General features: G+C 34.7%; 12 protein-coding genes. 8 read left to right on the top strand and 4 right to left on the bottom strand.

The genetic code is table 11. From position 1 onward, the window contains the following. Positions 1-27: 27 nt before the first annotated feature. Complete coding sequence (locus Cop2CBH44_RS11060) at positions 28-915, bottom strand: hypothetical protein (RefSeq protein WP_246469113.1); 888 nt, start codon at positions 913-915, stop codon at positions 28-30. Between the two features lie 220 nt (positions 916-1,135). On the opposite strand from Cop2CBH44_RS11060, the gene Cop2CBH44_RS11065 reads away from it, so the two are divergent. Together Cop2CBH44_RS11065 and Cop2CBH44_RS11070 are read left to right on the top strand one after the other, a co-directional pair. Further along, positions 1,136-2,410, top strand: a complete 1,275-nt coding sequence (locus Cop2CBH44_RS11065) for a glycosyltransferase (RefSeq protein WP_200754809.1) — start codon at positions 1,136-1,138, stop codon at positions 2,408-2,410. Continuing rightward, entirely contained in the window at positions 2,407-3,159 is a 753-nt protein-coding gene (locus Cop2CBH44_RS11070; RefSeq protein ID WP_200754810.1) for a glycosyltransferase family 2 protein, read from the top strand. Before Cop2CBH44_RS11065 ends, Cop2CBH44_RS11070 begins: the two co-directional genes overlap by 4 nt. A gap of 5 nt (positions 3,160-3,164) precedes the next feature. Here the strand turns inward: Cop2CBH44_RS11070 and Cop2CBH44_RS11075 are convergent, their stop codons facing one another. Next, positions 3,165-4,028 (bottom strand): alpha-1,2-fucosyltransferase, encoded by an 864-nt coding sequence (locus Cop2CBH44_RS11075; RefSeq protein WP_055097265.1) that lies wholly within the window; start codon positions 4,026-4,028, stop codon positions 3,165-3,167. Positions 4,029-4,102: 74 nt separating this feature from the next. Here Cop2CBH44_RS11075 and Cop2CBH44_RS11080 point away from each other — a divergent pair, with 74 nt between their 5' ends. Then, on the top strand, positions 4,103-5,092 hold the full coding sequence (locus tag Cop2CBH44_RS11080) for a glycosyltransferase (protein WP_021929368.1): 990 nt from the start codon (positions 4,103-4,105) through the stop codon (positions 5,090-5,092). Positions 5,093-5,121: 29 nt separating this feature from the next. Here the strand turns inward: Cop2CBH44_RS11080 and Cop2CBH44_RS11085 are convergent, their stop codons facing one another. Next, positions 5,122-5,823: a DNA alkylation repair protein gene (locus Cop2CBH44_RS11085; RefSeq protein WP_055097263.1), complete on the bottom strand. Its 702-nt coding sequence runs from the start codon at positions 5,821-5,823 to the stop codon at positions 5,122-5,124. 7 nt (positions 5,824-5,830) lie between these two features. Then, positions 5,831-6,808 carry an NAD(P)-dependent oxidoreductase gene (locus tag Cop2CBH44_RS11090; RefSeq protein WP_055097261.1) on the bottom strand — a complete coding sequence of 326 codons (978 nt, stop codon included), beginning with the start codon at positions 6,806-6,808 and terminating at the stop codon, positions 5,831-5,833. Between the two features lie 378 nt (positions 6,809-7,186). On the opposite strand from Cop2CBH44_RS11090, the gene Cop2CBH44_RS11095 reads away from it, so the two are divergent. The 5 genes from Cop2CBH44_RS11095 to uvrC all read left to right on the top strand — a co-directional run bounded on the left by Cop2CBH44_RS11095 (position 7,187) and on the right by uvrC (position 13,305). Next, positions 7,187-8,419: a nucleoside recognition domain-containing protein gene (locus tag Cop2CBH44_RS11095; protein WP_021929372.1), complete on the top strand. Its 1,233-nt coding sequence runs from the start codon at positions 7,187-7,189 to the stop codon at positions 8,417-8,419. Positions 8,420-8,546: 127 nt separating this feature from the next. Then, complete coding sequence (gene ybeY / locus Cop2CBH44_RS11100; RefSeq protein WP_021929373.1) at positions 8,547-8,972, top strand: rRNA maturation RNase YbeY; 426 nt, start codon at positions 8,547-8,549, stop codon at positions 8,970-8,972. 33 nt (positions 8,973-9,005) lie between these two features. Continuing rightward, positions 9,006-10,880: a tRNA uridine-5-carboxymethylaminomethyl(34) synthesis enzyme MnmG gene (gene mnmG, locus Cop2CBH44_RS11105; RefSeq protein WP_055097260.1), complete on the top strand. Its 1,875-nt coding sequence runs from the start codon at positions 9,006-9,008 to the stop codon at positions 10,878-10,880. Positions 10,881-10,957: 77 nt separating this feature from the next. Further along, positions 10,958-11,482 (top strand): adenine phosphoribosyltransferase, encoded by a 525-nt coding sequence (locus tag Cop2CBH44_RS11110; RefSeq protein WP_021929375.1) that lies wholly within the window; start codon positions 10,958-10,960, stop codon positions 11,480-11,482. A 2-nt stretch (positions 11,483-11,484) separates the two neighbouring features. Further along, a complete protein-coding gene (uvrC, locus tag Cop2CBH44_RS11115) occupies positions 11,485-13,305 on the top strand; it encodes an excinuclease ABC subunit UvrC (RefSeq protein WP_200755956.1) in 1,821 nt (606 codons plus the stop codon). The last annotated feature ends 28 nt before the right edge of the window (positions 13,306-13,333 follow it).

Below are 13,333 nucleotides of genomic sequence, written 5' to 3' on the forward strand. Positions count from 1 at the left end.
ATTTTTATCAGGGTATTACCCCAATGTTTAAAAAATTCGACCAGGGTCATTTTGCTTTGGGAGCATTCTCTCAAAAGCATCAATAAAAGAACCTGGAGTAATATTTATAATTTTACATCCTATACGCTCAGCATAATCCCGAATGACAAAATATGACCGAAAAGCTATATACATACTATATAGAACTTCATGCAAATGAATATTAGCATATTCAGCATCCACCTGTTTATTATGTTGTTCACTATCCTTATAAAAATGTGGTTGACGAGTAATTACTCGATTATTGTCATCCACCGACAATTGTGGAAGCCAAGAATGGTCAGCTCCGGCTAAATATATTTTTTTAAAGCCTAATCGAAAAGCCAACATGATAGAAGGTATAAGGACATTCCTGGGCCGAGGACACCCCCACCCCTTACGAAAAGCATATCTGGAAAACCATTTGTAACCCTCCACTGGTGTAATATTATATTGGACAATATGTATATGAGGATTCGTACTCAAAATTTCTTGCCACCATCTTCTTTTAAACGCAAAAACCGGAACAAATAGATACATTTTCCACGTAACCGACTCAGACAAAGCACAATATAAATCAACAGATTTTTCTTTTGACGCATCAAAAAAATAGGGATCCGCTATAACATATAGTCCAGGACACAATTGTTTGAACAAATCAGTTGACCCTGCAAAATTTACAGCCAATAATGTCTTATCTCTTAAAAATGCAGAAGAGCTCGCTACAGTCGTATTCAAAGATGGACCGTTTCCCAAAATTACAATTTCTCCTAAAGAATCGAATTCAGTAGGCATAGGAGTCCTATTTTTCGAATAAATGACAATCTTCAAAATACTCAACAACGTTTGAACGCCATCATTTATCCATTTTTGCATTTTATCTAACAAAGGATTCATATATCTCTATCCACATTAATCCAATTTTAGAGCTCTCTTCCACACAGAAAAAATAACAGCCTTTATCAGCTACCAATTTCCCGAGAACGCTTTCTGCAAATGTAACTATTTTTTTAAAATCACTTCTATCACAAAGGTATGAAAAGAAAAGTTCATTTTTCAAAGTAGAAAATAATGAGAGAAAAATCGTACCTTCGTATTCAAATCGTGATTCTGTTTTATGAAAGTTTTGCTTATCAATACATCTGAAAATACCGGTGGAGCGGCTATTGCTTGTAGCCGTCTGATGTCGGCCCTCAAAAACAACGGGGTAAATGTAAAACTACTTGTAAAAAAGAAAATTTCAAATAATCCCGATATTATTGGTGTCGAACAAAATACAATACAACGATATCTTGGACTTCTCAAATTTGTATGGGAACGTTTTATCATTTTTATTAATAATCATTTTTCAAAAAAAAATCTTTTCTCAGTATCGATTGCAAATACTGGATTTAATTTGGTTTTACGTAAAGAAGTTCGAGAGGCTGATATCATCCATCTTCATTGGATAAATCAAGGATTTTTGTCTTTATCCGATATAAAAAAACTAACGACTTTAGGTAAACCAATCATATGGACACTACATGACCTATGGCCCATAACTGCCATATGCCACCATCCGGGAACATGTAATAAATATACCTCCCTATGTCAAAATTGTCCTCAACTGCAAAAGCCTGCACCACATGATCTTTCTTATCGTATATGGAAAAAAAAAAATTTCTTAGCACAATCGTATATTACGTTCGTCAGTGTAAGTCAATGGCTATGCGATAAAGCTCGACAAAGCAATATCTCAAAAACATCATTGAACCTGGTAATCCCCAACACAATAGACACTCAAATATTTTATCAGCAAGATAGGAATAAAATAAGGGAAAAATTGTCCATTTCTAAAGATAATTTCGTTATTTTGTTTGGAGCAGCAAAACTAAATGACCCGATAAAAGGATTCGATTTACTTTGCCACGCCATATCTTTATTACCAATAGATCAAATAAAAAAGCTACATCTACTTATGTTTGGAGGAATAAAGAACGATGAGAACTTTCTCAACACTATTCCGTGTAAATACACTTATATGGGGAAATTATCAGATATCTCAATGATAGCTTCACTATACTCTGCTGCAAACGTTACTGTTGTCTCATCTCATTATGAAACATTTGGGCAAACGTTAATAGAATCTATGGCCTGTGGTACCACGGTTGTCTCCTTTGATCAAGGAGGACAAACAGATATAATAGACCACTTAGATAATGGTTATCTCGCCAAATATCCATCAGTCGAGGACTTGAGCAAAGGCATATTATGGGCATATGAGCAGAAAGACAATCCTTCTCTGCAAGACAAATGTATCGAAAAAGTTAAAAAAAACTATACAGAAGACATTATAGCAACACATTATAACCACCTTTATCAAAGGTTACTGTCAACAAAACAAAAACAATGATACAACCCTTATTTTCAATCATAACAATTACATGGAACGCTCATAAAACTATAGAAGTCACACTTAACAGCGTAGCCGACCAAACATATAAAAACTACGAATACATTGTAATAGATGGTGCGTCAGATGATGGTACAATTGATATTCTCGATAAAAACAGACATCTGATAAATATCTTAATAAATGAGCCTGATAACGGACTTTATGATGCAATGAATAAAGGTTTGAATCTTGCAACCGGTGAATATGTTATATTCTTGAATGCCGGAGACACATTTTATAATAACAAAACTTTAGAGAATATATATCATTCGATAGGCTACTCTCGTCCCGATATAATTTATGGAGAAACCGCTTTGGTTAACCTAAACCGAAATTTTATCGGGATGAGACGATTAAAGGCTCCCGAACAACTATCATGGAAAAGCTTCCGTATGGGAATGCTTGTCTGTCACCAAGCATTTATCGCCAAACGCAGCATTGCCCCAAATTACGATTTGGCTTATCGTTTTTCCTCTGATTTTGACTGGTGTATAAAATGTATGAGATCTGCCCAAACGTTATTTAACACCCACCAAATATTGATAAACTATCTGAATGAAGGGGCGACGACAAAAAACAGAAAAGCCTCCCTCCAAGAACGATATAACATTATGGTTAAATATTACGGAAAAACTACAGTAAAAATATTACATATATGGTTTGCTATACGTTTTTTATTCGCCAAAATATTCAAGAAAAATGCATAAACATATCAAAAAACAGGTATCTTAATCCAACTTTTCGGTACAATACCGACAGCATCTGTATGGTTAAACCATTTGTTTGGCGTTAAAACGATTTTGTTTTTATTCGGATTTAGCCATGCAGCCCACCAACTAAAAGAGCTATTTGCTATAATATGGTGACGGCAACAACTCATAAGATACATATCTTGCCAACTATCTTCTCCCTGATTCCAGTCTATGATACATCTGTTTTCTAACTGCAAATTTTCTTCCACCCAATTTATATCATCAGAAAATAAATAAAAACATATATTATTATCCAGACGCTGACGGATAAAATCTATTGCTTTATGATAATAATCCAGAGAACAAATACCTCCATGCATAGCCTTGGCTTCCGGAAGATTTTCATAATCTCCCCGGCGAACATGAATACTCACCGATAATTCTCGACGCATTTTAGAAGCAATAGCTTTTGTTTTTTCAGATAAAATATTTACATTAAATTGAAATGCTTCACGAATCATTGGTTCAATATCTACAAAATAACCCTCATTCTGCCAATAACCGCGATAATAACGATATGGACGCAATCCACGATAAACAGGTTCATCAAATTCACACTCAGAATGCTCATACAAAGACTTTACAAAATGTTTTGCAAAACTTCTTTTTTGCAGATTACGATGCAATCTGTTCGAGATAGGGCAAAGAGAAAGATTGAACACCTTTTCAAGTTCCAGACCATAATGTCTATCATAAGTTTTCATAGCTTCTATATCGACATATAGCCTGTCCCAGATATGACTTTTATTTTTTAAATAAAGGAAAAAAGCATATTGAAACATCTGATTTCCCAAGCCTCCTATTATCTCTACAATACGCACCATTATAAGCTTTTTTAAAGCAAAAATAATACAATTAATTTATTATATCTATATTTGCATTTAAACTCGCAATATATATGCTACATTCCATAGACCTTTCCGTAATTATACCCGTCTATAATGTTGAAAAATATCTACCGCATTGTTTAGAATCCGTATTAATACAAGCAGATAACAACATAGAGGTAATTGCTATAAACGATGGTAGTATCGATAAGTCACCAGAAATATTAGATCAATATGCAACCCAATATCCTTCTCTCAAAATAATAAATCAGCCCAATCAAGGAGTATCAGCTGCACGACAAAAAGGAATAACTGTAGCTCACGGTAAATATATTCTTTTTTTGGATGCTGATGATTTTCTTGAAGCCTCATCATTAAGTATTCTATACAAAAAAGCTATTGAAGCAGACGCTGATATGGTTCTTATGGATTATTATACCTATAATCCTGATGATCAAAAAAAAACATATATCCAACAAATCTCAATCCACCAATATAGCCAAGCATCTTTGCTAAAACAAATGTTTTGTGCAGAAAGGGCATGGGCAGTATGGTCATATATTGCTAAAAAAGAATTGCATGAAACTATAAAATATAATTTGGTATCGGACTTATCTATAGGAGAAGATGCTGTATATACCACACAAATTGTTCTCGCTGCACACAAGATAACCTCGATAAATAAGCCTCTTATCAACTATGTTTCCCGACCCGACTCTGTCACTCAACAAAAAAATATTTCTGACCGACAATTTAGCAGTTATCTAAAATTTCCACAACGCATATACGATTTGCTCTACCCTAGCTATTTATATCCGGAATTAAAGGAAAGTATTGCCTATGTATTTTTACGTGCATGTTATGAAACGTTTTACTTTCATCATTTCAAAAATGCCGCCACAATAGCTCGACTTGCATACCGGCAACAACAAGTCATCAAATCAAAAAAACTATTAAATAACTTTGGGAAATGGTTTTATAAGGCAATACGATATTATCATATACACCCTTTTTTAGGAAACTTATATATAAAAAAATGTTTGAAAAGAGGAAAAATATAATGCATTTCCAATAATCAAGCTATATATATTTATTTTTTCATAAAATAGGAACGCTCCTCTGGTGAAAATTTCTCAATAGAATAACGCAACATCGTACGGGGCATAATATGCGCACGCTGTTCTAAATAATCGACCAATATCTTTTTATTTCTTTTACCTACTTCTCGCAACATCCATCCGACAGCCTTACGAATAAGGTCTTGTTCGTGCTGCAACAATATATCAGCAATCTCCAATGTATCTCTAAACTGTCCTTCCCGTATATACAACCATGTTGAGACAATAGCAATCCTCTGTTCCCAAAAATTATCACTTTTAGCCAGACTATATAATATACTCCGGTCTTTATCTATCAAATAACGTCCAACAATTTGGTAAGCTGTCAAGTCCACTAAATCCCAATTATTTATCGCATAAGTATGTAATAAATAAGAATCAAATATGGTTTTTCTTGTTTGATTATCAGATTGTTCAAAAAGCGCAACCATCAGCAAAAGCCCCAACATCCGGCACTCATGTATAGACTCATCTAATAACACTTCAGCCTCCGACAAAGAGACTTCCTTCCTATATCGTTTTGCAATTGACCGTATAATTGGGACAGGAACTCCGATGAAACAATCTCCTTCCCCATAAGCCCCTTTACTTGTTTTAAAAAATCGACTTAAAACTTTTGATTTTTCATCATCCGAGAAAGATAAAAGTATTTCTTTTATTTGCTGTGCATTCATTGATTTTCTACTTCAAATTTACTTTTGCAACAGGACCATTCCCTTCAAAAAAATTGATAATATTTCGGGACACATAAGCTGCCATCTCATGTCGAACATCAATAGTTTGTGTTCCTGTATGCGGATTCATTACTACATTATCCATTTCTAATAATTCTGGAGAAGGATAATCTCCAAATTCAAAAACATCTAAACCTGCACCCCAAATTTTTTTACCTTTCAATGCTTCAATCAAAGCCTTCTCATCAACAAGAGGCCCTCTTGCAGTATTAATCAATACAGCCTGACTCTTCATTAACCCCAGCTCTCTCTCCCCTATCAAATGATAAGTTTCTTTACTAAACGGAGCATTTACCGATACGATATCAGACCTCATCAATAATTCATCTAAAGATAAAAAGGTAGCATTATATAAATTCTCGATAGCAGGTTCCAAACGACGACGATTATGGTACACCACCTTCATACCTGACGATAAAGCTCGTCTGGCCAAAGCCTGTCCAATACGTCCCATACCGATAATACCTATGGTTTTCCCATATAAAGAAAGGCCTAAATTTCCCAATAGCTCAACTTTCACTGCACCCGGTATACGCAAGCGACGATCTAATTCTGATATTCTACGACAAACCGAAAGTATCAACCCCATCGCTTGGTCAGCCGTAGGTTCTGTAACCGGATCTGGAGTATTCGTTACTTGAATCCCTTTCTTCGTCGCATAAGAAATATCTATATTATCATACCCCACTGCATAATTTGATATAATCTTCAATTTAGGAGCAGCATCTATCAATTGTTTATCAACAGGAAAATTAAACATAGACTGTAAAGCATCATATTCCGAAATCATATCCAAAACTTCATCATACGAAAAACTCTCTTTCCCTTCCGGAGGAAAAGTAACGTCATACTTTTTTATCAGTTCAGAATAACCCGGGCGAAACATATTATAGGTTACCAGCACTTTCTTTCTTATACCAACCATCGAATTTATATTTAGACAAAACAAAATTAATAAAAATATACTTTATCTTATACATTCAATTTTAAATACTCAATCCCATACTAAATGAAGCATCACTCGACAAATCGTAAAAATAAAAATTAGCACAAGAAAATATTATTTAACAAAATAGCTTTTATTTTTTCGGGTAGATATTCAAATAAAAATTTTTATCAAAATCTCACACTGTCATTTTAAAAATAGCACATTGTAAATCAAATATTTACTATGATTTTTACAATACAAAATCATCATCTTAAAAAATTATACATCTTATAAAAAGAAAGAATAAGGCACTAAAAAAATGGGAATCAGACAAATTTGCATAATTTTGTCATCAACCCCTAATATTAGCATACAATGATTTTAAATTACATTTGGATCGCCTTCTTCCTGATTGCATTTGGTATAGCAATTATCCAGTCCCTATTTTTTGGAAATCTCCAAATATGGTCAGATATCATGAATTCATCTTTTTCTTCAGCCAAAACTGCATTCGAAATCTCATTAGGATTAACCGGAGTTTTATCATTATGGTTAGGATTAATGAAGATTGGAGAACAGGGAGGAGTAATAGCATTTTTTTCACGTCTAATAAGCCCGTTATTTGGAAAACTCTTCCCAGATATTCCCAAAGGACACCCAGCTTTTGGGTCTATTTTTATGAACGTATCAGCCAATATGCTTGGTCTCGACAACGCAGCAACACCCTTAGGGCTCAAAGCAATGAAAGAGTTACAAGAACTGAACCCACAAAAGGATACTGCCAGTAACCCGATGATAATGTTTCTTGTACTTAATACGACAGGACTTACACTCGTTCCTTTAGGAGTTATGGTATATAGGGCCCAAATGGGAGCAGCAAACCCGTCTGACATATTCCTACCAATCTTAATTGCAACCTATTTCTCAACAATGGCAGGATTAATTGCAGTCTGCTTAAAACAAAAAATTAACCTATTTGACAAAGTCATACTTTCATCTATTTTAGGATTAACAATTATAATAGGAGGTATAATCTGCTTTTTCATAGGATTACCGCAAGAAAAAGTTTCTTTATATTCGAGCTTCGGTGCAAATTTTATTCTTTTTTGTATTATTATCGGATTTATTATCGCAGGAATACACAAACGAATAAATATATATGACGCATTTATCGAAGGAGCAAAAGAAGGTTTTAAAACAGCCGTTACTATAATTCCATATCTGGTAGCGATGTTAGTTGCTATCGCTATTTTCAGAGCCTCAGGAGCAATGGATTATATTATTTCAGGATTGTCCTCTGTCATCAATGCTTGCGGCATTGATTCAGGCTTTGTCGGAGCTCTTCCCACCGCACTAATGAAACCCCTAAGTGGAAGTGGAGCCAGAGGTATGATGGTGGACGCCATGGCGACTTACGGGGCAGATTCTTTCGTTGCTCGAGTTGCCTCCACAATACAAGGCTCCACCGATACAACTTTCTATATTCTTGCTGTTTACTTTGGAAGTGTAGGTATTCGAAATACACGATACTCTGCAGGCTATGGACTATTTGCCGATTTCGTAGGTATTGTTGCTGCAATATGTACAGCATATATTTTTTTCAAATAACCTATTATAATTTGCACTTTATAATTGAGTAAAGAAGCATTAGAGTATTTGCTTTCTATCCCTGTCTTTTCACTAAAAGATTATTATCTTTGTAGTCATAGAATTATATCTAAAAAATTATAATTATATGGCGATAAGCTACTATGCCGAAGAAGTTAGTTTCCCTGCTATAAAAAAGAGAGAAACAAGTGAATGGATACGTCGTGTTGCAGAAAAACATGGTAAAAAATGCGGAGATATAGCTTACATTTTTTGCTCGGATGAAAAAATTCTTGCTGTAAATCGAGAATATCTTCAACACGATTATTATACAGATATCATTACGTTTGACTACACACAAGGGAATCGTATCAGTGGAGACATTTTTATAAGCATAGATACAGTTTCCAGCAATGCTGAAGAATATCACACTTCTTTAGATGAGGAAATTCATCGAATAATAATACATGGTATCCTCCATTTATGTGGAATAAATGATAAAGGAGAAGGTGAACGAGAGGTGATGACCGCTCATGAGAATGACGCATTAAAAATGAGATTTCCAAGTTTGTGAAATTAAATAGTTAATACAGAAAAGAGTTATTATATGAAATTCAATTATGATGTGATAGTAGTAGGTGCAGGACACGCCGGTTGCGAAGCTGCATGTGCCGCAGCAAATCTCGGTTCAGAGACACTTCTCATCACAATGGATATGAACAAAATAGCCCAAATGAGTTGCAATCCTGCTATTGGAGGTATAGCAAAAGGGCAAATTGTAAGAGAGATTGATGCTTTAGGAGGATTTACCGGTATTGTCACTGACCAAACAGCGATACAATTCCGAATGCTAAACCGCTCGAAAGGTCCTGCAATGTGGAGTCCTCGAGCACAAAATGACCGAGCCAAATTTATTGAGACTTGGCGTAGAATAATCGAAAATACCGAACATCTTTCCATCTGGCAAGATACTGTAAACAAACTTATCATAAAAGAACATACTATTACCGGAGTGATAACTAGCATGGGTGTAACTTTCACAGCTCGATCAGTAGTCATTACATCCGGAACATTTATGAATGGTCTAATGCATATCGGTAAAACGCAACTCCCCGGTGGAAGAATTTCGGAACCTGCATCATACGGAATATCCGAACAATTAAAAGAAGAAGGTATTATTGTTGGACGAATGAAAACCGGGACTCCTGTACGCATAGATGGACGAAGTGTCGACTTCAATCTCTTGACAGAACAAACCGGAGAAAACGATTTTCATAAATTCTCATACCTCAATTTTGAACCTAGAAAATTAAAACAACAAAGTTGTTGGATTACATATACCAATGAAGAAGTACATAAAATATTGAAAGAGGGCCTGCCAGATTCTCCCCTTTTCAACGGACAAATAAAAAGTATAGGTCCTCGCTATTGCCCAAGTATAGAAACAAAAATAGTCACTTTTCCAGATAAAACTGAGCATCAATTATTTTTAGAGCCAGAAGGTGAAACAACCCATGAATTTTATCTAAATGGTTTTTCTTCCTCTCTACCTCTCAACGTACAGTTGAATGCTCTACAAAAAATACCAGCATTCCGAAATATCCAAATATATAGACCCGGATATGCAATCGAATATGATTACTTTGATCCGACACAACTAAAACACACTTTAGAAACCAAAGCAATAAACGGGTTATTTTTTGCAGGACAAGTAAACGGGACTACAGGATATGAAGAAGCCGCCGGACAAGGTCTCATTGCCGGAATAAATGCTCACTTAAAATGCCATGGGAATAATGAATTTATTTTAGGTAGAAACGAAGCATATATAGGAGTTCTTATCGATGATTTAGTAACAAAAGGTGTTGATGAACCATATCGTATGTTTACCTCACGAGCCGAATATAGAATACTATTGCGCCAAGATGACGCGGATATGCGACTAACCGAGAAATCATTTAAAATAGGATTAGCCTCTAAAGAAAGATACAGGCAATTAATCGAGAAAAAAGAACATCGAGATCGTATTATCAACTTTTCTCGCAACTACTCGGTAAAAGCTCAGTATATAAACAGCCAGTTAGAACAAATGGGAACATCTCCCTTAAAACAAGGAGTAAAACTAATAGACCTAATACTTAGGCCTCAACTGACAGTAAAATCTGTAGCCTCTATTATTCCCGCTTTACAAGATCAATTAGAAAAAATTCCTAATAGACAAGAAGAGATTATCGAAGCTGCCGAGATTTTAATGAAATACGAAGGTTATATAGAGCGAGAACAAATGATTGCCGATAAAATCAGTCGACTTGAAAATATACGAATCAAAGACAAATTTGATTATAATTCCATAAAACAAATATCAATAGAAGCAAGACAAAAATTGGCACGGATAAATCCGGATACTATTGCACAAGCATCAAGAATTCCCGGCATATCGCCAAGTGACATCAATATTCTTTTGATACTGTTAGGACGATAATGTTTCACGTGGAACAATAGAAAGAAAAGCTTTAGATAAGCCACTTAAAATACAGATAAACAAACAAATATACAACTATGTCAATAGAAAAAATTAAAAACAAAGTTCGCAGCGTACACGATTTTCCACAAAAAGGCATCGTATTTAGAGACCTAACAACCGTATTTAAAGACCCAGAGTGCTTACATGAACTCAGTATTTTATTGACTGATTTATATAAAGGCAAAAACATAACTAAAATTGTAGGTATAGAATCAAGAGGGTTCATAATGGGACCTATTTTAGCGAATAATTTAGGAGCAGGATTTATTCCAATGCGAAAACCTGGCAAACTACCTGCAGACACGTGGAGCGAGAGCTATGACAAAGAATATGGGAAAGATACAATAGAAATACACAAAGATGCATTAGACTCAAACGACATAATTGTTTTACACGACGATTTATTAGCTACTGGAGGAACAATGCTCGCTGCATATAATTTAGTAAAACGATTTAACCCCCAAAAAATATATGTAAATTTCATTATAGAATTAGAATTTCTAAAAGGGAGGAACGTCTTTCCATCTGAAATTGAAATTGAAGCTCTCATCAAATATTAAGTATCTTGACCGAAAAAAAAGAACATATTAAAAACATTCTTGCCCTCCTCCCCGATACGCCAGGGGTATACCAATATTTCGATAAAGAGGGTAAAATAATTTACGTTGGGAAAGCTAAAAATTTAAAAAGACGAGTCAGTTCCTATTTTAACAAAACTCATGACTCTATCAAAACGAATGTCTTAGTAAAAAATATTTGTGATATAAAATATATCGTAGTAAAAAGTGAAGAAGATGCATTACATTTAGAAAACAGCCTCATTAAAGAATATAAACCTCGATATAATGTATTGCTCAAAGACGATAAAACGTATCCTTGGATCACTATCAAAAATGAGCACTTTCCCCGCATATTCTTAACTCGGAAAATCATAAAAGACGGTTCTAAATACTATGGGCCTTACGCCAATGTACATATTGCTAAAACAGTACTCGAATTAATCAGAGATTTATTCCCCATACGGACTTGCCATTTAGCCCTTACTCCCGAAAATATAAAGAAAAAAAAATTCAAAGTATGCCTTCAGTATCATATCAAAAACTGTAAAGGCCCGTGTGAAAACTATGAAAATGAAACCGAATACATGGAATATATTTCTCAAATACGACAAATCCTAAATGGTAATACCCAACAATTATGTGACCACTTAGTTGCCGAAATGCAAAAACTATCTTCTGAACTAAAATTTGAAGAGGCTCAATCGGTCAAAGAAAAATATTTACTTATCGAAAAATATAGGGCCAAATCAGTCATAGTAAGTACGACCATCCATAATACAGATGTTTTCTCTTACGATGAAGACGGGAATTCTGCATTTGTAAATTATCTACACATCCGTAACGGATCCATCGTACAAAGTTTTACAATAGAATTCAAAAAACGTTTAAACGAAGCAAAAGAAGATATTTTAGCATTAGGAATAGCTGAGCTCCGTACACGATTCAAAAGCTTATCTAAAGAAATTATTGTGCCTTTTCTACCTGATTTGAAATTTGAAAATGCCGAATTTATCGTTCCACAAAGAGGAGATAAACGCAAATTACTTGAAATCTCCGAACAAAACGTAAAACAGTATAAAATCGACAAATTGAAACAATCAGAAAAAATGAATCCGGAGCAAAAAAGCACACGCCTGATGAAAGAAATACAGAAAGAACTTGGTCTACAAAAGCTCCCATTACAAATAGAATGTTTCGACAACTCAAATATACAAGGTTCTGATGCAGTCGCTGCCTGTGTTGTATTCAAAAAGGCCAGACCATCGAAAAAAGACTACCGAAAATACATTATAAAAACAGTAAATGGTCCTGATGATTATGCTTCAATGCAAGAAGTTGTAAGAAGACGTTATCAACGTGCAATAGATGAAGGAACTACGCTACCTGATTTGATAATCACCGACGGAGGTAAAGGTCAAATGGAAGTAGTGAGAAAAGTTGTTGAAGATGAACTCCATCTGAACATACCGATCGCAGGTTTAGCAAAAGATAATAGACACCGGACATCAGAATTACTATTCGGGTTCCCTCCCCTTGTAATAGGGCTTAAACAACAAACCCCACTCTTTCATCTCATGGAACAAATACAGAATGAAGTACATCGGTTCGCTATAAGCTTTCATAGAGATAAACGTAGCAAATCTCAAGTTACCTCAGAATTGGATACTATCAAAGGAATAGGACCTCAGACCAAAAACCTATTGCTCACTCATTATAAAAGCGTAAAACGCTTACGAGAAGCTTCATTAAACGAACTTACAGAACTTATAGGAAGTTCTAAAGCCAACACTCTTATAAATGCATTACAAAAAAAGAAAGAATAAATACTTTAGTTTTATAAAATAAAAGTGT

Source organism: Coprobacter secundus subsp. similis, from assembly GCF_015097275.1.
Lineage (GTDB): Bacteria > Bacteroidota > Bacteroidia > Bacteroidales > Coprobacteraceae > Coprobacter > Coprobacter secundus.